The sequence below is a fragment of the Streptomyces sp. 8N706 genome (assembly GCF_052245415.1).
Classification (GTDB): Bacteria; Actinomycetota; Actinomycetes; order Streptomycetales; family Streptomycetaceae; genus Streptomyces.
Genome location: NZ_JBQQBW010000030.1, coordinates 24,430 through 43,022 on the forward strand (window position 1 = coordinate 24,430; position 18,593 = coordinate 43,022).

Annotated in this window: 20 protein-coding genes and 1 pseudogene; 10 read left to right on the top strand and 11 right to left on the bottom strand. The window is 71.6% G+C overall.

The features are described from left to right. Nucleotides 1–33: 33 nt before the first annotated feature. The 5 genes from ACTWQE_RS13945 to ACTWQE_RS13965 form a co-directional block, all read right to left on the bottom strand. Complete coding sequence (locus tag ACTWQE_RS13945; protein WP_443329236.1) at nt 34–1,341, bottom strand: DUF6986 family protein; 1,308 nt, start codon at nt 1,339–1,341, stop codon at nt 34–36. Between the two features lie 264 nt (nt 1,342–1,605). Then, entirely contained in the window at nt 1,606–2,568 is a 963-nt protein-coding gene (locus ACTWQE_RS13950) for an electron transfer flavoprotein subunit alpha/FixB family protein (RefSeq protein ID WP_443329237.1), read from the bottom strand. A gap of 58 nt (nt 2,569–2,626) precedes the next feature. Beyond that, entirely contained in the window at nt 2,627–3,412 is a 786-nt protein-coding gene (locus tag ACTWQE_RS13955) for an electron transfer flavoprotein subunit beta/FixA family protein (protein ID WP_443329238.1), read from the bottom strand. 309 nt (nt 3,413–3,721) lie between these two features. Next, entirely contained in the window at nt 3,722–4,237 is a 516-nt protein-coding gene (locus tag ACTWQE_RS13960; protein WP_443329239.1) for a flavin reductase family protein, read from the bottom strand. Between the two features lie 188 nt (nt 4,238–4,425). After that, complete coding sequence (locus ACTWQE_RS13965) at nt 4,426–4,851, bottom strand: TlpA family protein disulfide reductase (RefSeq protein WP_443329240.1); 426 nt, start codon at nt 4,849–4,851, stop codon at nt 4,426–4,428. Between the two features lie 70 nt (nt 4,852–4,921). Between ACTWQE_RS13965 and ACTWQE_RS13970 the strand changes: the two genes are divergently transcribed. After that, entirely contained in the window at nt 4,922–5,329 is a 408-nt protein-coding gene (locus ACTWQE_RS13970) for a DUF4395 domain-containing protein (protein ID WP_443329276.1), read from the top strand. 188 nt (nt 5,330–5,517) lie between these two features. Beyond that, complete coding sequence (locus ACTWQE_RS13975) at nt 5,518–6,237, top strand: lysophospholipid acyltransferase family protein (protein ID WP_443329241.1); 720 nt, start codon at nt 5,518–5,520, stop codon at nt 6,235–6,237. A gap of 40 nt (nt 6,238–6,277) precedes the next feature. On the opposite strand, the gene ACTWQE_RS13980 is transcribed toward ACTWQE_RS13975, so the two are convergent. The 4 genes from ACTWQE_RS13980 to ACTWQE_RS13995 all read right to left on the bottom strand — a co-directional run bounded on the left by ACTWQE_RS13980 (nt 6,278) and on the right by ACTWQE_RS13995 (nt 10,246). Continuing rightward, nucleotides 6,278–6,880, bottom strand: a complete 603-nt coding sequence (locus ACTWQE_RS13980) for a transglutaminase-like domain-containing protein (protein ID WP_443329242.1) — start codon at nt 6,878–6,880, stop codon at nt 6,278–6,280. 128 nt (nt 6,881–7,008) lie between these two features. Then, entirely contained in the window at nt 7,009–8,091 is a 1,083-nt protein-coding gene (locus tag ACTWQE_RS13985; protein WP_443329243.1) for a threonine aldolase family protein, read from the bottom strand. Next, the gene (locus tag ACTWQE_RS13990; RefSeq protein WP_443329277.1) at nt 8,070–8,825 is read right to left on the bottom strand and encodes an SDR family oxidoreductase; all 756 of its coding nucleotides are present in this window, start codon (nt 8,823–8,825) and stop codon (nt 8,070–8,072) included. Before ACTWQE_RS13990 ends, ACTWQE_RS13985 begins: the two co-directional genes overlap by 22 nt. A 23-nt stretch (nt 8,826–8,848) precedes the next feature. Next, the gene (locus ACTWQE_RS13995; protein WP_443329244.1) at nt 8,849–10,246 is read right to left on the bottom strand and encodes a DUF6421 family protein; all 1,398 of its coding nucleotides are present in this window, start codon (nt 10,244–10,246) and stop codon (nt 8,849–8,851) included. A 353-nt stretch (nt 10,247–10,599) separates the two neighbouring features. On the opposite strand from ACTWQE_RS13995, the gene ACTWQE_RS14000 reads away from it, so the two are divergent. Continuing rightward, a complete protein-coding gene (locus ACTWQE_RS14000) occupies nt 10,600–11,283 on the top strand; it encodes a glycerophosphodiester phosphodiesterase (protein ID WP_443329245.1) in 684 nt (227 codons plus the stop codon). 95 nt (nt 11,284–11,378) lie between these two features. On the opposite strand, the pseudogene ACTWQE_RS14005 reads toward ACTWQE_RS14000, so the two are convergent. Continuing rightward, nucleotides 11,379–11,522, bottom strand: a pseudogene (locus ACTWQE_RS14005) (GNAT family N-acetyltransferase); the annotation flags it as partial. Nucleotides 11,523–11,620: 98 nt separating this feature from the next. Here ACTWQE_RS14005 and ACTWQE_RS14010 point away from each other — a divergent pair. The 7 genes from ACTWQE_RS14010 to ACTWQE_RS14040 all read left to right on the top strand — a co-directional run bounded on the left by ACTWQE_RS14010 (nt 11,621) and on the right by ACTWQE_RS14040 (nt 18,153). After that, complete coding sequence (locus tag ACTWQE_RS14010; protein WP_443329246.1) at nt 11,621–12,007, top strand: VOC family protein; 387 nt, start codon at nt 11,621–11,623, stop codon at nt 12,005–12,007. 98 nt (nt 12,008–12,105) lie between these two features. Beyond that, nucleotides 12,106–12,687, top strand: a complete 582-nt coding sequence (locus tag ACTWQE_RS14015) for a DUF5134 domain-containing protein (protein ID WP_443329247.1) — start codon at nt 12,106–12,108, stop codon at nt 12,685–12,687. Nucleotides 12,688–12,787: 100 nt separating this feature from the next. Then, the gene (locus ACTWQE_RS14020) at nt 12,788–13,723 is read left to right on the top strand and encodes a M56 family metallopeptidase (RefSeq protein ID WP_443329248.1); all 936 of its coding nucleotides are present in this window, start codon (nt 12,788–12,790) and stop codon (nt 13,721–13,723) included. 144 nt (nt 13,724–13,867) lie between these two features. After that, nucleotides 13,868–14,599 (top strand): phosphatase PAP2 family protein, encoded by a 732-nt coding sequence (locus tag ACTWQE_RS14025; protein ID WP_443329249.1) that lies wholly within the window; start codon nt 13,868–13,870, stop codon nt 14,597–14,599. Nucleotides 14,600–14,616: 17 nt separating this feature from the next. Then, nucleotides 14,617–15,321 (top strand): HAD family hydrolase, encoded by a 705-nt coding sequence (locus tag ACTWQE_RS14030; protein WP_443329250.1) that lies wholly within the window; start codon nt 14,617–14,619, stop codon nt 15,319–15,321. A 390-nt stretch (nt 15,322–15,711) separates the two neighbouring features. Next, the gene (locus ACTWQE_RS14035) at nt 15,712–16,338 is read left to right on the top strand and encodes a TetR/AcrR family transcriptional regulator (RefSeq protein ID WP_443329251.1); all 627 of its coding nucleotides are present in this window, start codon (nt 15,712–15,714) and stop codon (nt 16,336–16,338) included. Between the two features lie 270 nt (nt 16,339–16,608). After that, on the top strand, nt 16,609–18,153 hold the full coding sequence (locus ACTWQE_RS14040) for an FAD-dependent oxidoreductase (RefSeq protein ID WP_443329252.1): 1,545 nt from the start codon (nt 16,609–16,611) through the stop codon (nt 18,151–18,153). Here ACTWQE_RS14040 and ACTWQE_RS14045 read toward each other — a convergent pair. Next, nucleotides 18,126–18,479: an ArsR/SmtB family transcription factor gene (locus tag ACTWQE_RS14045; protein WP_443329253.1), complete on the bottom strand. Its 354-nt coding sequence runs from the start codon at nt 18,477–18,479 to the stop codon at nt 18,126–18,128. The genes ACTWQE_RS14040 and ACTWQE_RS14045 overlap by 28 nt on opposite strands. Between the last annotated feature and the right edge of the window lie 114 nt (nt 18,480–18,593).

The window sequence follows — 18,593 nt, forward strand, 5'->3', positions numbered from 1 at the left end:
ACCAAGGCACTACAACTCGGACAGGCGCCCGCGTCACGGCCTCCGGAGCGGGTCGGAAGCCCGTCGGGCCGACGGCCTGCCGGCCAGCCGCTCGAGCTCGGCCCGGCCGAGTCCGGTGAGCCCGGTGACCTCATCGGGGTCCGAGGCCCCGCAGTCCAGACCGCGGAGCAGATATCCGCTGAGGGCCCTGGCGGTGGCGGGCTCGTCCATGACGGCGCCGCCCGCACGGTTCACATACGCGGCGAGCCGGGCGGCGGCCTGCCCCAACCCCTCGCGGTAGAAGGCGTAGACGGCGGCGTAGCGGGTGGGCAGATGGCCGGGGTGCATGTCCCAGCCCTGGTAGTAGGCGCGGGCCAGGGAGCGGCGTACGAGGCCGTGGTGGAGCCGCCAGGCGTCGTGGACCTGCGAAGTGGGGCCGACGGGGAGGACGTTGGTGGAGCCGTCGGAGAGCCGGACACCGGTTCCCGCGGCGGCGACCTGCATGACGGCCTTGGCGTGGTCGGCCACGGGGTGGTCCAGGGACTGGTGCGCGGCGCTGACACCGCAGGCGGCGCTGTAGTCGAAGGTGCCGTAGTGGAGTCCGCTCGCCCGTCCTCCGGCGGCGTCGATCATACGGGCGACGGTGGCGCGGCCGTCGGCCCCGAGGACGGCCTGCGTCGTCTCGATCTGGATCTCGAAGACGATCCGGCCGGACTCCAGGCCGTGTGCCGACTCGAACTCCTCCAGCAGCCGCACCATGGCGGCGACCTGCTGGGCGTACGTCACCTTGGGGAGGGTGAGGAGGAGTCCGGAGGGCAGGCCTCCGGCGTCCATCAGACCGGTGAGGAAGATGTCCAGGGTGCGGATTCCGCGGTCGCGGACGGGTGCTTCCATGCACTTCATCCGGATGCCCAGGTACGGAGGCGCGGTGCCGTCGGCGACAGCGGCGGCGACGAGGCGGGCCGCGCGCGCGGCCGCCGCGTCCTCCTCGTCACCGGGGCGGGCGCCGTACCCGTCCTCGAAGTCGATCCGCAGGTCCTCGACGGGCTCCCGGCGGAGCTTGGCGCGGACCCGCTCGTAGACGGGCCCGGCGAGCTCCTCGCTCAGCCCGAGGACGGCGGCGAGGGAAGCGGCGTCGGGGGCGTACTCGTCGAGCGCGGCGAGGGCCCGGTCGCCCCAGGTGCGGACGGTGTCGGCAGCGATGACGTCGCCGGGGACGTAGACGGTGTGCACGGGCTGGCGGGTGCCGGGGTCGCCGGGGTAGCGGCGGGCGAGCTCCGCGTCCACCCCGGCCAGCGAGGCTCCGATCTCCTCGCGCACCGCGCCGGCGAGGCTGGTGGGCACCGTCTCCTGCTTCCCCATGCGACAACCCTCCGCTTTCCGCTGTACGGAATCAGCTATCCGTCGAGCGAAGCTATCCACGGCAGGACCGCTGGTCAACATCCTTCCGGAAGGGTGCCGGAAGCGCACCGGCCCGTCGTCCGTCCGAGCCGTGTTGCCCTGCACAAAGCGGTCGTACTGGTCGGGACACCCGGGACTTGGACGCCTGGTTCGGGGAGGCGTCCCGACTCGGCACGCACGTGGCCCCCGGACGCGCTGCGTCCGGGGGCCACGGGGCGAAGCGGCTCAGCCCTTGCGGGACTTGACCTCTTCGGTCAGCTGGGGGACGACCTCGAAGAGGTCGCCGACCACGCCGTAGTCGACCAGGTCGAAGATCGGGGCCTCGGCGTCCTTGTTGACGGCCACGATGGTCTTCGAGGTCTGCATACCGGCCCGGTGCTGGATCGCGCCGGAGATGCCCGCCGCGATGTACAGCTGCGGCGAGACGGACTTCCCGGTCTGGCCGACCTGGTTGGAGTGCGGGTACCAGCCGGCGTCGACGGCGGCACGCGAGGCGCCGACAGCGGCGCCGAGCGAGTCCGCCAGGCTCTCGACGATGTGGAAGTTCTCGGCGCCGTTGACGCCACGGCCACCGGAGACCACGATCGCGGCCTCGGTCAGCTCCGGGCGGCCGGTGGACTCACGCGGGGTGCGGGAGACGACCTTGGTGCCGGTGGACTTCTCACCGAAGGTGACGGACAGCGGCTCGACGGCACCGGCGGCCGGGGCGGCCTCGGGCGCGGCCGAGTTGGGCTTGACGGTGATGACCGGGGTGCCGTTGGTGACACGGGACTTGGTGGTGAAGGCGGCGGCGAACGCCGACTGGGTGGCCACCGGGCCCTCGTCGCCGGCCTCGAGGTCGACGGCGTCGGTGATGATGCCGGAGCCGATGCGCACCGCGAGGCGGGCGGCGATCTCCTTGCCCTCCGCGGAGGACGGTACGAGCACGGCGACCGGCTCGACGGCCTTGTAGGCGGCCTCGAGGGCGTCCACCTTCGGGACGACGAGGTAGTCGCCGAACTCGGGGGCGTCGGCGGCCAGGACCTTCACCGCGCCGTGCTCGGCGAGCACCGGGGCGGCCGTGTCGGCGCCGGCGCCCAGGTGCACGGCGACGGGCTCGCCGACGCGACGGGCGAGGGTCAGCAGTTCGAGGGTCGGCTTGCGGACGGCACCGTCCACGTGGTCGACGTAGACGAGAACTTCAGCCATGGGATTGCTCTCCTGCGAATGCGAAGTATCTGGGGGCAGTTGGGGTGATCGCCGAAGCTCAGATGAACTTCTGGCCCGCGAGGAACTCCGCGAGCTGCTTGCCGCCCTCGCCCTCGTCCTTGACGATCGTGCCGGCGGTACGGGGCGGACGCTGCGCGGCGTCGTCGACCTTGGTCCAGGCGCCCTCGAGGCCGACCGCGTCCGTCTCGATGTCCAGGTCCGACAGGTCCAGCGTCTCCACCGGCTTCTTCTTGGCGGCCATGATGCCCTTGAACGACGGGTAGCGGGCCTCGCCCGACTGGTCGGTCACGGACACGACGGCCGGGAGCGCGGCCTCGAGCTGCTCGCTGGCGGCGTCGCCGTCACGGCGGCCGGTGACCTTGCCGTCCTCGACGGAGACCTCGGACAGCAGCGTCACCTGCGGCACGCCGAGCCGCTCGGCCAGGATCGCCGGCAGGACACCCATGGTGCCGTCGGTGGAGGCCATACCGCAGACGACCAGGTCGTAGCCGATGTGCTCGATGGCCTTGGTCAGGACCAGCGAGGTGCCCAGGGCGTCGGTGCCGTGAAGGTCGTCGTCCTCGACGTGGACGGCCTTGTCCGCACCCATGGAGAGCGCCTTGCGCAGCGCGTCGCGCGCGTCCTCCGGGCCGACGGTCAGGACGGTGATCTCCGCGTCGTCGGCCTCGTCGGCGATCTGGAGGGCCTGCTCGACGGCATACTCGTCGAGCTCGGACAGCAGGCCGTCGACCGCTTCGCGGTCGGTGGTCAGGTCCTCGGCGAAGTGCCGGTCGCCGGTGGCGTCGGGCACGTACTTCACACAGACAACGATCCTCAAGCTCACGCCGGCTCTCCTACTGCATCGTCTCTACTGAGCTGCCTCTTGCTGGCAGCATAGGCGCCATTCGGGGCGGATCCCGGTTGGGGCGGTCCGCGGTCCGACCAAATTGTTACTCGTCAGTACACTCCGGGCTTCCCCGCTAAGCAAGTGCTCACCCAAAAGCCAAGATGCCGGTTGACCAGGTGAAATGCGAGTGGGACGGATGACGAGAGACCGATATCACAGCTCGATCTCGTCCTGGATCGCCATCGCTGCCGCCGTACGGGCCTTCCTGCCCCCAACGCTCCGGGCTCGGGCGGGCGTTCGGCCGCTTCAGTCCCGCAGGGCGTTGAAGCCCCCGTGGTGGTACAGCAGCGGGCGCCCGGTGCCCAGGTCCTCCGGCACGGTGCCGGAGACGACTTCGCCGATGACCACCCGGTGGTCACCGGCGGGTATCCGGGCCGCCACACGGCACACCAGCGACGCCAGCACACCGTCCAGTACGGGAACACCGTGAGGACCGGGCTGCCATCGGGTGGGGGCGGCAAAGCGGTCGGCGCCGCTGCGGGCGAAGGTAGCGGCGAGCTCCCGCTGGTTCTCGCCGAGGATGTGCACACCGACGTGCTCGGCGTCCGCGATCACCGGCCAGCTCGAGGAGCCCGTACCGATGCCGAACGAGAGGAGGGGCGGTTCGGCCGCCACCGAGGTGAGGGAGGTAGCGGTGAAGCCGACAGGGCGGCTGCCGAATGCCGTGATCACGGCGACGCCGGCGGCGTGGCGGCGGAAGGCGGAGCGCAGGAGGTCGGTAGCGGCGAGCTGTGGCGTGCCGAGATCGTGCGTGGCCGTCATGGAATTGTCCTTCTGTGGATTCGAGCCGGGCGGAGTCGTCAATGCTCAGGGGCTCGGACACCGCGCGCTGGCGTGCCGGACGAGGTCCACGTGCACGCGTCCGTAGAGAAGGAATCCCGACCGCATGGCGTCAGCCTGACGAGAGGTAAACGGCGACGTCAAGCGCGGTCCGGGATATGGGAGGACCATCACTCGGCGCGGGCGACGGCTTCGCCCAGGGCCGCGATGACGTCCGCCTTGCGCGGCTGGCCGGAGGCCCGGCGGACGATCCGGCCGTCCGCGTCGAGCACCAGGACCGTGGGGGTGCGCAGAATCCGGAGGGTCCGCACGAGTTCCAGCCGGGCCTCCGCGTCGATCTCCACGTGGGCCACGCCCTCGACCATGCCGACGACATCCGTCAGCGTCCGCCGGGTGGCCCGGCACGGCTGGCAGAACGCGCTGGAGAACTGGACCAGCGTCGCCCGCTGCCCCAGATCCGCTTCCAGTTCGGCTTCGCCCAGCCGCAGCTCGCCGTCGCGACCGCGCACCTTCGGTCTCCCGCCTCGTCGTGTGTGCAGCAGCCCGAAGGCGCCCGCCAGTACGAGCACCACGACGCACACCATCAGTCCGGTCATCGGAGTATGGAGCGTTCACAGGGCCGCAGGAATTCCCGTGGCCGGTCTGCGGCATGCTGGCGGGATGAGCGTGGACATCGACATACGAGGAGCGAGGTTCGGCGCGGCCGTGACGACGGTGGTGCTGGCCGCTGTGCTGATCTCCGGCAGCGGCGGGCTGCTGGCCTGGCAAGCGCTGTGCTTCGCGGTGGGGGCGGTGGCGGGGGTGTCCCGTTCGCCGTACGGATGGCTGTTCCGGACCGTGGTGCGCCCGCGGCTCGGTCCGCCGTCGGAGTTCGAGGATCCCGCGCCGCCGCGCTTCGCCCAGGCCGTCGGCCTGTTCTTCGCCGTCGTCGGCCTCGTCGGCTATGTCGTCGGTCCGGAGTGGCTGGGGATGGCGGCCACCGGCTGCGCCCTGGCGGCAGCCTTCCTCAACGCGGTGTTCGGCTACTGCCTGGGGTGCGAAATGTATCTGCTGCTGCGCCGGGCCACGGGCTGACGGGCGGTGAGGCGGGGCTCCTGTGCCAAGTCCGGGCGCCCCGACGTGACGAGGATCTCCCGCCCAGAAGGCTCCTGGGGTGGCCGAAGTGCGAGGGATCAGGCACGATCTGCCCAAAGCCGCAAACCTACGACTGCGTAACTTCGCCGGGAGAACCCTCCCCAGGCCGCACAGAAGGGTCCCCCTGCATGGCAGAGCTCGTCTACCCACCGGTGATCGGCGTCGCACGCACCATGTTCAAGGCGCTCGACCTGCGCTTCGACATCCAGGGCACCGAGAACATACCCCGGCGCGGTGGAGCCGTCCTCGTCAGCAACCACATCGGCTACCTGGACTTCGTGTTCTGCGGGCTCACCGCCCGGCCCGCCAAGCGCCTGGTGCGCTTCATGGCGAAGGAGGCGGTCTTCCGCCACAAGATCTCGGGTCCTCTGATGCGGGCGATGAAGCACATCCCGGTGGACCGGTCGCAGGGTGAGCACGCCTATGCGCACGCGCTCAAGGCGCTGCGCTCGGGCGAGATCATCGGGGTGTTCCCGGAGGCGACGATCTCGCCGTCGTTCACCCTGAAGACCTTCAAGTCGGGCGCGGCCCGGCTGGCGCAGGAGGCGGGTGTGCCGCTGCTGCCGATGGCGCTGTGGGGCACTCAGCGGCTGTGGACCAAGGGGCGGCCGCGCAACCTCGGCCGCAACCACATCCCCATCACCATGCGGGTCGGCGAGCCGATGGCCGCGGACCCGGGCGAGACGGCGGTGGGCATCACCCAGCGGGTGCGCGCCCGGGTGCAGGAGCTGCTGGAGGCGGCTCAGCGGGCGTACCCCGTACGTCCCAAGGGGCCGGACGACACCTGGTGGGTCCCGGCGCACCTGGGTGGCACCGCGCCGACCCCGGCGGAGGCGGCCGGCCGCTGAGGCCGCGGCAGCCCGTCCGGGGAGGGGCGCTCCTCGGGCGTCATGGTGCGCCGTCCCCGGGCGCCGGCAGGGCGGTGGGCAGCAGCCGCATCAGCTGTGTCACGTCCCCGGCCCGCTGAAGCGCCCTCAGAACGGCGGGGTGCGGCGCGGAGTGCACCGTGCCGTAGTCCGCCTCTCCGAGTTCGGGGCGCACGGGCCAGGCGAGCTGTTCGCGGTCCAGCCTGAACTGGGCGTCCACACCCGGCTTGTTGCCGCGCGGATCCTGGCGGGCCCACCGTTCCTCCGCCGGAAGCCAGAGCGCGATCAGCCCGTGGACCACCTCATGCTTCTGGTAGCAGAAGCCCACGGGGATCGACCGGGCGCGCAGCAGCGCGGCGAGGGCGTGGGACTTGGCGTGGCAGATGCCGTTCCGGGTGGCCAGTACGTCGGAGGCGCGCCAGCTCACCCGGGGATCACCGCTGTCGGAGGAGTGCGGGATCGTGTCCCGGACGTACTCGTAGGCCGCCCTGGCGTAGGCGTGGGGGCCGGATGTGTCCGCCGCCAGGCGGGCGGCGGTCTCCCGCACCAGCGGATGCTCGTGGTCGACGGCCTCGTCCGCGGCGAGATAGCCCGACAGGCCAGGCGTGTCCTGGGTCAGTTCCATGATCGGGAGCGTAGGGACGCGCCCGACCGTGAGTCAATCGAATTACGGCCGAGCGCATACCTATTCAGCGGCATCCACGGCTCGCCGCAACGGCGTCACCGGACGGTCCCTTCAACGGGTCCGCCGGTTCACCGCTTGCCCATCTCCTCCGCGACGGCGGCGGCGAACGAGTCCACGTCCGCCTCGGTGGTGTCGAAGGAGCACATCCAGCGGACGAGCCCGGTCGCCTCGTCCCAGAAGTAGAAGCGGTACCGCTTCTGCAGCCGCTCGGAGACATCGTGCGGAAGGGTCGCGAAGACCGCGTTGGCCTCCACCGGGTGGACGATCTCCACGCCGTCGATCCCGCGCACGCCGTCCGCGAGCCGCCGGGCCATGGTGTTGGCGTGGCGGGCGTTGCGAAGCCAGAGGTCCCCGGCGAGGAGGGCCTCCAACTGCACGGAGACGAAGCGCATCTTGGAGGGCAGCTGCATCGACAGCTTCCGCACATGCTTCATCGCCCGTACGGCGTCCGGGTTGATGACGATCACGGCCTCCCCGAAGACCATGCCGTTCTTCGTCCCGCCGAGCGAGAGGATGTCCACGCCCGCGGCATTGGTGAAGGCGCGCATCGGTCTGTCCACCGACGCCGCGGCGTTGGCCAGCCGGGATCCGTCGAGGTGCACCAGCATGCCGTGCTGATGGGCGTGTTCACAGATCGCCCGCACCTCGTCGGGGGTGTAGACGGTGCCCAGCTCGGTGCTCTGGGTGATCGAGACGACCTGGGGCATGGCCCGGTGCTCGTCGTCCCAGCCGAACGCCTCCCGGTCGATCAGGTCCGGGGTGAGCTTGCCGTCCGGTGTCGGCACCGTGAGCAGCTTGAGCCCGCCGACCCGCTCGGGGGCCCCGCACTCGTCACGGTGTATGTGCGCGGTGTCGGCGCAGATCACGGCACCCCAGCGGTCGGTGACCGACTGCAGGGCCACCACGTTGGCACCGGTGCCGTTGAAGACCGGGAACGCCTGGGCGGTCTGGCCGAAGTGGCTGCCCACGACCCGCTGGAGATGCTCGGTGTACGCGTCCTCCCCGTAGGCGATCTGGTGACCGCCGTTGGCGACGGCGAGGGCCGCCAGAATCTCGGGGTGGGCCCCCGCGTAGTTGTCGCTGGCGAATCCGCGCAGGTCGGGATCGTGGCGCCGCTTGGCGTCGGTGGTCACGCTTGCGGGGTCAGCCACAGACGGTTTCCGTTCACTTCCTCGGCGGGCCGGCTCCAGACACCGACGATGGCCTCGGCCAGGTCCTTGACGTCCGTGAAGCCCGCGAACTTCGCGTTGGGCCGCTCTGCGCGCAGCGCGTCGTGCACCAACGCCTTCACCACCAGGATGGCAGCCGCCGCCGAGGGGCCGCCCTCGCCCCCCTCCTTGCGGAACGCGTCGGCGAGCGCGAGGGTCCAGGCCTCGGCCGCGGCCTTCGAGGCGGCGTACGCGGCGTTGCCCGCGGTGGGCTTGCTGGCACCGGCCGCACTGATCAGCAGATAGCGGCCGTTGCCGCTGCGCTGCAGGGCGTCGTGGAAGGCGAGTGAGGTGTGCTGCACGGTGCGGATGAGGAGATCGTGCAGGGTGTCCCAGTCGGCGAGGGGCGCCTCGGCGAACGTACGGCTGCCGCGCCAGCCGCCGACCAGGTGGACCAGGCCGTCGACCCGGCCGAACTCCTTCTCCGTACGCGCGGCCCACTCCCGTGTCGCGGCGAGGTCGAGCAGGTCCACGGTGTCGCCGGTGACCGTGGCGCCGCCGTGCGCGTACCGGGCCTCGTCGACGGCCTCCGCGAGGCGTGCGGCGTCGGAGTCGGAGGCCACAACGGTGGCTCCCGCCTCCGCGAGGCGGAGCAGCGCCGCCCGGCCCGCGGGACCCGCCGCTCCCGCCACCGCTACGACGGCGCCGTCGAGGGGACCCGTGCCGTTGCTCGTCATCGTCGTCGCCTCTCCGGACTCGGTCACGCGGCCACCTGCTCGACGCTCTGCGCCGTGATGCCCTTGGTCGAGGCAATCACGCCCTTGAGCTTCTTGGCGAGGGCCTCGTAGAACATGCTGAGCGGAAACTCGTCGGGAAGCACATCGTCGACGAGTTTGCGCGGCGGTTGGGTGAGGTCGAGGGCGTCGGGGCCCTTGGCCCAGGTGGATCCGGGGTGCGGGGCGAGGTACGTCGAGACCAGGTCGTACGCGGCGAACCAGTGGACCAGCTTGGGGCGGTCGATGCCGTCGCGGTACAGCTTCTCGATCTCGGCGCAGAGCTGATTGGTGACCTGCGGGGCGCGGTCCCAGTCGATATACAGGGTGTTGTCCGTCCAGCGTACGACGTCGTGCCGGTGGAGGTAGGCGAACAGCAGCTGGCCGCCGAGCCCGTCGTAGTTGCGCACCCGTTCGCCGGTGACCGGGAAGCGGAAGATACGGTCGAAGATCACCGCGTACTGCACATCGCGGGCCTGCGCGAACCCCTCGGCCTCCAGCTTCACGGCCTCCTTGAAGGTCGTGAGGTCACAGCGCAGCTCCTCGAGTCCGTACATCCAGAACGGCTGGCGCTGCTTGATCATGAAGGGGTCGAACGGCAGGTCGCCATGGCTGTGGGTGCGGTCGTGCACCAGGTCCCACAGGACGTACGCCTGCTGGCAGCGCTCCTGGTCGGCGAGCATCTCCCGGATGTCCTCCGGCAGTTCGACCCCGAGGGTCCTGACGGCGGCCTCGCTGACGACCCGGAAGCGGGCGGCCTCGCGGTCGCAGAAGATGGCGCCCCAGGTGAAGCGCTCCGGGGCCTCGCGGACGGCGATGGTCTCCGGGAACAGCACCGCGGAGTTGGTGTCGTAGCCGCTGGTGAAGTCCTCGAAGGTGATGCCGACGAAGAGCGGGTTGTCGTAGCGGGTGCGCTCCAGCTCGGACAGCCACTCGGGCCAGACCACCCGCAGCACGACGGCTTCCAGATTGCGGTCCGGATTGCCGTTCTGGGTGTACATGGCGAAGACGACCAGGTGCTGGAGGCCGTCCGCACGCTGCGCGGCCGGCTGGAAGGCCAGCAGGGAGTCCAGGAAGTCCGGCACACCGAAGCCTCCGTCCGCCCAGCGCCGGAGGTCGGCGACGAGGGCCCGGTGGTACGCCTCGTCGTGGGGCAGCAGCGGAGAGAGATCCTCGATGGCCGCGATCGCGCGCATGAGCACGGCCTCGACGGCGGCCCGGGCGGGCGCCCCGTCGGCCTCGAAGTCGATCGAGCCGTCCTTGGACTGCCAGGGCCGGATCTCCTCCACGGCATCCTTGAGGACCGGCCAGGAGGGATGGTCGACCACGCGCTCTGCGGGCAGAACATCGCCTTCCGCGCGACCCTGCACAAGAATTTCCGTCATTGCTCACCTTCCACGGGAGAACCTCGCGTCTATCCACCGTATATGGACGACGTCCCCTCACTCAACCGGAGTAGCCGGAAATCATCCTGCTTACCACCCCTGCTCACCGATGTTTTTCCTGCCTGCAACGGTACCCACGATCATTCACCCCACTCCCCCCTGTGTTGCTCCTCTCCCCGAGCGGGTACCGGCGCGTGCCACCGGCCGCGAGCGCGGCACGGGCCGCCGCGTCAGCTCAGGCCAGGACGCGCCCACGCACGGGTGACCGGCTTCGCACCCTGCGGCAACAGGCGTACGTGCGGTTAGGCTGCCCTGCTGGTTCAGTGGCCGCCGAACCCGGAATGGAGACAACCTTGACTTTCCTCACCATCGGTCACCGCGGAGTGATGGGTGTCGAGCCGGAGAACACCCTGCGTTCGTTCGTGCGGGCCGACCGCGAGGGGATGGACGTCATCGAACTGGACCTCCATCTGAGCAAGGACGGCGCGCTCGTGGTGATGCACGACGCGGACGTGGACCGCACCACGGACGGCAAGGGCCGTATCAACGACTTCACCCTGGCCGAGCTGCGGGAGCTGGACGCCGGCAAGGGCGAGCGCGTCCCGGTCTTCGAGGAGGTCCTCGACGCCGTGCAAGCGCCGCTCCAGGCGGAGATCAAGGACGTGGCCGCCGCGCGGGCGCTCGCCGAGGTCATGCAGCGGCGCGACCTGATGGCCCGCGTCGATGTCATCTCCTTCCACGACGAGTCCCTCGCGGAGATCCGCCGGCTGCTGCCGGGCGTGCGTACCGCCCTCGTCGCCAGCCGGTACGGCACCGATGTCGTCGACCGCGCGGTCGCGGTGGGCGCCGGAGCGCTCGTGCTGAACATCCGCCGGCTGACCCTGGAGATCGTGGAGAAGGCGCGGGCCGCGGAGCTGAAGGTCATCGGATGGGTGGTCAACACCCAGGACCATCTGCGGCTGGTGCGCGCACTGGGCCTGGACGGCGCGACCACCGACTTCCCGGAGATCAAGCACACCAGCCGCTTCACGGCATAGTCCTCCGCCGGGAGTCACGCGGTGGAGACGTCCGTCCCGCACGCGGGACGGAAGACCACCGCATCGTGGCGGCGGGCCGGATGTGAGCTGCCGCGTTACGCCAGTTCCTTGACCAGCAGTTCGAACTGCGGGTCGTCGCGCTGCGGGACACCGGCCCGCTCGTCGCCGTACGGGAACGGGCTCATCCGGCCCGTACGGCGGTAGCCGCGGCGCTCGTACCAGGCGATGAGGGTGTCGCGGGCGAGGGGGACCTGCCGGGCCCCGCATGACGGAACGTCGTCCGGGCCGGCCCCGTCGTACGGGTTCACTCCACGCGATCCCGCGTAGGGTCCCCGTCATGGTGCATGTACTGAGCAGCCGGATTCTGTTGCGGCCGACCGACCCCGAGCGGTCCCGGGCCTTCTACGGCGAGGCGCTGGGCCTGGCGATCCACCGCGAGTTCGGGACCGGGCCGGAGCGCGGGACCGTGTATTTCCTCGGCGGGGGATTTCTGGAGGTGTCCGGCCGGTCGGCGGAACCACCCGCGCCGGGGCTGCAGATGTGGCTCCAGGTCGCGGACGCGGAAGCGGCGCATGAGGAGTTGGCGGCCCGCGGCGTGGAGATCCTGCGGCCGCCGAAGAAGGAGCCCTGGGGACTGGTCGAGATGTGGATCTCCGATCCGGACGGTGTGCGGATCGCGATGGTGGAGATTCCCGAGGACCATCCGATGCGTTACCGGCCCTGAGCGCCGGGCGCGCTCCCCCGTGTGCGTCCATGCGCTCCCGTGTGCGGTACGGGGCCGGGAAGCCTCCCGGCGTATCCGTCCTGACCGGGAGGTGCGCTGTGCACGGACCACCGCTGGTCGGCTGGCTGGTCGTCGGGCTGTGCGGTGCAAGCGGTGTGTACTGCCTGCTCCTCCTGCGGTCGGCCGGGCCTCCCGGGGCCCGGCGCGACGCGGGCGGCGAGGCGCTGATGGGGCTGGGCATGGCGGCGATGGCGGTGCCGGTACTCGATCCGCAGCCGTGGGCCGTGCGTGTGTTCGCCGCGGTGTTCGCCGTCCTGGCGGTGCGCGGGCTGGTGCACGCGCGCACCGGTGGCCACCACCTCCATCACGCCGTGGGTTCACTCGCCATGGTCTACACCGCGTTGTCGATGCCGGGCGGCGGAGCCTGGGGGCCCGAGGGGCACGCGGGCCACGTCGCGACTCAACCCTCGGGCGGATTCCCGATGTTGACGGGGCTGCTGCTGGTCTACTTCGCGGTGTACGTGCTGCGCACGGGCACCCGGATCGTGCCGCTCGGCGGCGCGGACCCCGCGGGGTCCCCGACGCCCGTGGTCGCCGGCTGGGTGGACCGCCCCGAGCTGGCGACGGCGTGCCGGATGTCGATGGCGATGGCCATGTTCACCATGCTGCTGGCCGTCTGAACCGGCCCACGGCGCTTCAACCCTACGGATTCCGTGGTCTCTATCACTTCGCGGTCCAGGCCATACCCGGGGGGTAGCCCGCGCTCGTAGGCTGGCCGCCATGATGCTCCCGCTCGCCCTGCTCGTTCTCGCCGGGCTGACCGCGGCGATCGCCCCGCGCCTGCTGCCGGGCACCGCGTGGGCGGACCGCGAGCCGGTGCTCGCCCTGTGGGTGTGGCAGTGCGTGGTGGCGGCCGTACTGCTCTGCTGCGGGCTGGCGATGGCGCTCAGCGCCGCGGGCGCCTGGGAGGCCGTACGCGGCCATGTCTTCGCCTCCGCGCCGCGCGGCGTCGTCGAGGCGTACGCCCTCCAGGGCTACGGTCCGTGGGCGGGGACCGTCGCCGGAGTGCTCGCCTGCGGAGGCGCGTGGACCGCGGCCATGCTGGCCCGTGAGGTGTGGGCGGCGCGCGCCAGGCACCGGCAGCGGCGCGCGGAGATGCTGGTGCGCTCCCCCCGGCTGCCCGGCGAGACTCCGGCCGAGGACCGGTTGGTGGTCCTCGAGGGGGAGCGGCCGGACGCCTGGTGGCTGCCGGGCCCCGAGCCCCGGCTCGTCGTCACCACAGGAGCGCTGCGGCGGCTCGACCGGCGCCAGCTGGACGCCGTGCTGGCCCACGAGCAGGGCCATGCGCGGGCGCGCCACGACTGGCTGCTGCACTGCTCGTCGGCGCTCGCCAACGGCTTCCCGCAGGTGCCGGTTTTCGCGGCGTTCCGCGACCAGATGCACCGGCTGGTCGAGCTCGCCGCCGACGACACCGCCTCCCGCCGCTTCGGACGGCTGACGATCGCGCTAGCGCTCGTTGAACTCAACGAGGACCGCGGGGTGTTCGGGCCGTGCCCGACACCGCCGGCCCAGGTCTCGCAGCGGGTGGACCGGCTGCTGTCCCCGGCGCCCCGGCTCAGCCCCGCCCACCGGCTGCGACTGACGGCGGCCGCGGCACTGGTCCCGGTGGTCCCCCTGCTCCTGGCATTCGTTCCGGCGCTCCGCGTACTGGGCTAGAGAAGGCTGTGACCGGGGAGATTCACCGGCCGGCGACGCTCCCCCGGACTCCGTCCGGGTGGGGGCGGTAGCCGGGGGCTTCGCGAGGTGGTGCCCGGCCGGAATCTGGCTCCCTCTCCGGCGGGGTCCTGCGAAGATCTCTTCATGGATGCGCCGTTCCTCCGCTCACCTCCCTCACCCCCCGGCAGCGACACCCCGGCCGGGGCGACGGTCCGGATTCTTCTGTGGACCGCGGCGGTCTGTGGCCTGCTGAGCGCCGTACTGCTGGTGCTGGTGGCCGTCCATTGGGCGCCCCTGATGTCCGCCGACCGGGGCATCGCCCACGACCTTCACCGCTCGGCGGTGGACCACCCCGGCTGGACCCGCACCAACCGGATCATGACGGACTGGGTGTGGGACCCGTGGACGCTGCGTGCGTTAGTGCTGGTCACCGCGCTGCTGTTGGCGTGGCGCGCTCATCGGATGACGGCCCTGTGGCTTCTCGCCGTGACCCTGACCGGATCCGCGGTGCAGCAGGGCGTGAAGGCGGCGGTGGGGCGGCCACGTCCACGGTGGCCGGACCCGGTGGACTCGGCCCACTACGCGTCCTTCCCCTCGGGGCACGCGATGACCGCGGCCCTGGCCTGCTGTCTGCTGCTGTGGCTGCTGGTGAGCGTCGGGGTGCGCGGGTGGTGGCTGCGGAGCGCCGTCACCGTGGGCGCGGTCTCCGTCGTGGGCGTGGGCTTCACCCGGCTGTATCTCGGGGTCCACTGGCTCTCGGACGTGGTGGCGGGCTGGCTGATGGGCGTGGCACTGGCGGCGGTGGCCGCAAGTGTGTTCGTCCGTTGGCCGAAGGAGGGTGGCGCGCGAGAGGTGCCCTTGTCCCGGGACGGGTGACCCGGGAGGATCGCGGCATGGCGATCAAGGGCGTGCTCTTCGACTTCTCCGGGACCCTCTTCCGTGTCGAACCGGCCGATTCCTGGTTGCGGACCGTGCTCGACCGGGCCGGTACCGCGGTTCCGGAGGACGAACTCCTCCACTGGGCCCAGCGGCTGGAGTGGGCCGGTGCCCTGCCGGGCGGACTCTCCCCGCGGATGGTGCCGCCCCACCTCGCACAGCTGTGGGCGGACCGTGACCGCAGCGCGGAACTGCACCGGGCGGCGTACGAGGGCCTGGCCCGGGAGGCCCGTCTGCCCTGGCCGCAGTTGTACGGGCCGCTGTACGACCGCCACAGGGAACCGGCTGCCTGGGCGCCGTACCCGGACGCCTCGGAGGTGCTGGGCGAGCTGCGCGCCCGCGGTGCCGGGGTCGCCGTGGTCAGCAATATCGGCTGGGACCTGCGCCCGGTCTTCCGCACCCATGGGCTGGACGCCTCCGTGGACGCCTACGCCCTGTCGTACGAGCACGGGGTCCAGAAACCGGACCCGCGGCTGTTCCGGGTCGCCTGCGACGCGCTGGGGCTGGCGCCGGAGGATGTGGTGATGGTGGGCGACGACCGCCGGGCGGACGCGGGCGCGGCGGGGCTGGGCTGCGCGGTGCACCTGGTCGACCATCTGCCGGCGGCGGAACGTCCCGACGCCCTGCGCCCCGTACTGGACCTGGTGGGCCGGGAGAGCTGAGGCGGCGTGGGGCCATGACAACGGGGGCAGCGGTGGCGGCACGGCCGTGGGTGGTAGCCGCGGCAGCGATGGCGGAGCAGTGGGTGACGACCGGGACAGCGGTGGCAGCGGGACCACCGGTGACGACCGGGACAACGGCGACGGCCGCGGCAGCGGTGGCGGCGGGGCCGTCGGACATGGCCGGAACAGCGGGACGGTCCGGGGCCGGTGGAGCCCTCGCGGGTGCGGGGCCCCAGCTGCGTGACGGTGGCCAGAAACCGCCGTTTCGGACGATCCCCCGCGTCGCCCGAAACGGCGGCAGCCCCAGAAAACCGGCCCCTGAGCAGGGCCGGACATCCGAAGACCCACTAAGTATATTGGCTCGAAGCCAGTCAACGCAGGAGTTACAGGATGTCCCCGCGCAGCGCATCGGTCAATGAAGAGTTGCGCCGGCGCTCCCGCGAGCGCCTGCTCCAGGCCACGGTCGAACTGGTGGGCGAACGCGGCTATGAGGCGACGACGCTCGCCGATATCGCGGACCGCGCGGGCTCGGCCCGCGGACTCGTCTCGTACTACTTCCCGGGCAAGCGGCAGCTTCTGCAGTCGGCGGTGCACCGGCACATGCATCTGCGGCTCGCCGCCGCGCTGGAACGCGAGCCGCGGACGGACGACGGCGAGGAGCGGCTGGCACGGGCGATCGACGCGATCCTGGGCATCGCCCGTGACCAACCCACGCTGATGCGTACGCACATGGCCGGGATACTCACGGCCGAGGGGTTCATGCAGTGCCCGGAGCAGCAGCGGCTGGCCGCGCTGCTCAGGGACACCGTGATGCGCTACGGCTCGGCCGACCCGGACACCGACTATCCGCTGCTGCGTGCCCTGCTGATGGGTGCCGTGGTGGCGGTGCTCCTGCCGGGCGCGCCCATGCCGATCACGCGGCTGCGCGCCGAGCTGTTCCAGCGCTACGGCCTGGACTGGGAGCGCGGTGTCCCGCCGGACGCGGACCCCCCGGCGGACAGCAGCTACCGGTGGTGAACCGGGCCGGCCAGCGGTACGCCGGCGGCTGCCGGGCCATGGTGTCGCGGCCTTCGGCAGGGGCCGGCGCGCGGCGCTGTCACGGGACGGTGCTCGATGGCGCTCCTGCGGCGGGGAAGTGTTGTGCGTGACGCGCGGTTGCTCGGTTTACGGTGCCGCGGCGTCGTGGCTCAACCGTACGAGGGGCATGTCCTGGACACCGTGCGGTTATCTCCCGCGCGCCCCCCTTCCGGTGGGATGCTGGAAACACCCTGCGGGAAGGAGCCCGCCGTGCTTCGTGTCGCCGTTGTCGGTTCAGGACCGAGTGGGGTGTACACCGCCCAGGCCCTCGTCGAGCAACAAGCCGTGCCCGATGTGCATGTGGATGTGCTGGACCGCCTGCCCTGCCCGTACGGGCTGGTGCGCTACGGCGTCGCTCCCGACCACGAGAAGATCAAATCGCTGCAGAACAACCTCCGGAAGGTTCTGGAGCATCCGCGCGTCCGCTTCCTGGGCCATGTGGAGATCGGGCCGGGTGGCGTACGCCCGGACCAGCTGCGCGAGCTCTATCACGCGGTGGTCTACTGCGTGGGCGCGGCGACCGACCGGCGGCTCGGTATCCCCGGCGAGACGCTGCCCGGCAGCTTCTCCGCCACCGAGTTCGTCTCCTGGTACAGCGCGCATCCGGATGCGCCCGCCGATGACTTCCTGCTCGGCGCGCGCTCCGCGGTGGTCATCGGGGTGGGGAACGTGGCAGTGGATGTGACCCGCATCCTGGCCCGGGGAGCGGAGGAGCTGCGGCCGACCGATGTGCCGCAGGCCGCGCTGGGCCTGCTCGCGGACAGCCGGGTGAACGAGGTGCACATGGTGGGGCGGCGCGGGCCGTCGCAGGCGAAGTTCACCACCAAGGAGCTCCGGGAACTGGGCTCGCTCCCGGGCGCGGAGGTCGTGGTCGACCCCGCGGAGCTGGCGCTGGACCCGGCGGTCGCCGACTCCTCGGGACTTCCGGCGGTGAACCGCCGCAATGTGGAGGTGCTGCGGGGCTGGGCCGCCCAGCCGCCCCGGGACCGTAGCCGCCGCATCCATCTGCGGTTCCATCTGCGCCCGGTGGCCGTGCTCCCCTCTCCCGACGGGGAGCGGGTCGCGGGAGTGCGTTTCGAGCGGACCGTACCGGACGGGCACGGCGGTGTGGTGGGGACCGGGGCGTTCGAGGAGATCCCGGCCCAGCTGGTGCTGCGCTCGGTCGGCTACCGGGGCGTGCCGCTGCTGGGGCTGCCGTTCGACGCGGACCACGGCACGGTGCCGAACGCCGAGGGGCGCGTACTGCGGGACGGCACGCCCTCCCCCGGTGAGTACGTCGCCGGGTGGATCAAGCGGGGACCGACCGGCGTCATCGGCAGCAATCGGCCGTGCGCCAAGCAGACGGCGGCGGCGCTGCTCGCCGACGCGCCGGCCCTGGCGGGCCGACGGGTGCCCGACGACCCGCGGGAGGCACTGCGGCTGCTGGGTCAGGAGCCGGTGGAGTGGCCGGGCTGGCAGGCGATCGAGGCGGCGGAGGCGGCACTGGGCCGGACCCTGGGCCGGACGACCGTGAAGATCCCGGACTGGGCGGGTCTGCTGGGCGCGGCGGGCGACGTCACGGGGCAGGGCGAACGCCCGGCCCGGGGTGACCGTACGGACCGGGGCGACCTCGTGGAGCAAGGGGCCGACCGCGCAGGCCAGGGCGCCCCCGCCGGTCAAAACCAATCCATGGATCAGGGCGAGCCCATGGATCAGGGCGAACGCGCCGGTCGGAACGGCCGCGCGGGTCAGCCCTCGCCGAGCCGCGCCGTCTGACGGTCGACCGCCCGGAGCACGTGGTCGAGTAGTCCGGGGAAGAGCGCGTCGAGATCGCTACGGCGCAGCCCGCTCATCTTGGCGGTGCCCCGGTAGGTCTGGCCGACCACACCGCTCTCGCGCAGCACCCGGAAATGATGCGTGGTGGTGGACTTGCTCACCGGCAGCGCGAACGCGGAACAGGAGAGCTCCTCGTCCGCCTCGGCCAGCGATCGGACGATACGCAGCCGCATCGGGTCGGAGAGCGCATGGAGTACATGCTCGAGCCGGATCTGATCACGCGTCGGGTGGTCCAGCGTGCGGCTCGGCGTCGTGGTCGTCGTCACGGCGGCTCCTCGTCTCTGTGCCCTTGGCCCTGCGGGTCTCCATTGTACGAGAACTCTCGTAGTTCGAGGACCGCGCCGGCCTCTCGAGGAGCCGGGCGTCCGGAGGCCACCTCG

Bases quoted from the DNA above. Each gene is read 5' to 3' on its own strand.
- ACTWQE_RS13945 (WP_443329236.1), bottom strand. From the start codon at position 1,341: ATGGGGAAGCAGGAGACGGTGCCCACCAGCCTCGCCGGCGCGGTGCGC.
- ACTWQE_RS13950 (WP_443329237.1), bottom strand. From the start codon at position 2,568: ATGGCTGAAGTTCTCGTCTACGTCGACCACGTGGACGGTGCCGTCCGC.
- ACTWQE_RS13960 (WP_443329239.1), bottom strand. From the start codon at position 4,237: ATGACGGCCACGCACGATCTCGGCACGCCACAGCTCGCCGCTACCGAC.
- ACTWQE_RS13965 (WP_443329240.1), bottom strand. From the start codon at position 4,851: ATGACCGGACTGATGGTGTGCGTCGTGGTGCTCGTACTGGCGGGCGCC.
- ACTWQE_RS13975 (WP_443329241.1), top strand. From the start codon at position 5,518: ATGGCAGAGCTCGTCTACCCACCGGTGATCGGCGTCGCACGCACCATG.
- ACTWQE_RS13980 (WP_443329242.1), bottom strand. From the start codon at position 6,880: ATGGAACTGACCCAGGACACGCCTGGCCTGTCGGGCTATCTCGCCGCG.
- ACTWQE_RS13990 (WP_443329277.1), bottom strand. From the start codon at position 8,825: ATGACGAGCAACGGCACGGGTCCCCTCGACGGCGCCGTCGTAGCGGTG.
- ACTWQE_RS13995 (WP_443329244.1), bottom strand. From the start codon at position 10,246: ATGACGGAAATTCTTGTGCAGGGTCGCGCGGAAGGCGATGTTCTGCCC.
- ACTWQE_RS14010 (WP_443329246.1), top strand. From the start codon at position 11,621: ATGGTGCATGTACTGAGCAGCCGGATTCTGTTGCGGCCGACCGACCCC.
- ACTWQE_RS14020 (WP_443329248.1), top strand. From the start codon at position 12,788: ATGATGCTCCCGCTCGCCCTGCTCGTTCTCGCCGGGCTGACCGCGGCG.
- ACTWQE_RS14025 (WP_443329249.1), top strand. From the start codon at position 13,868: ATGGATGCGCCGTTCCTCCGCTCACCTCCCTCACCCCCCGGCAGCGAC.
- ACTWQE_RS14030 (WP_443329250.1), top strand. From the start codon at position 14,617: ATGGCGATCAAGGGCGTGCTCTTCGACTTCTCCGGGACCCTCTTCCGT.
- ACTWQE_RS14035 (WP_443329251.1), top strand. From the start codon at position 15,712: ATGTCCCCGCGCAGCGCATCGGTCAATGAAGAGTTGCGCCGGCGCTCC.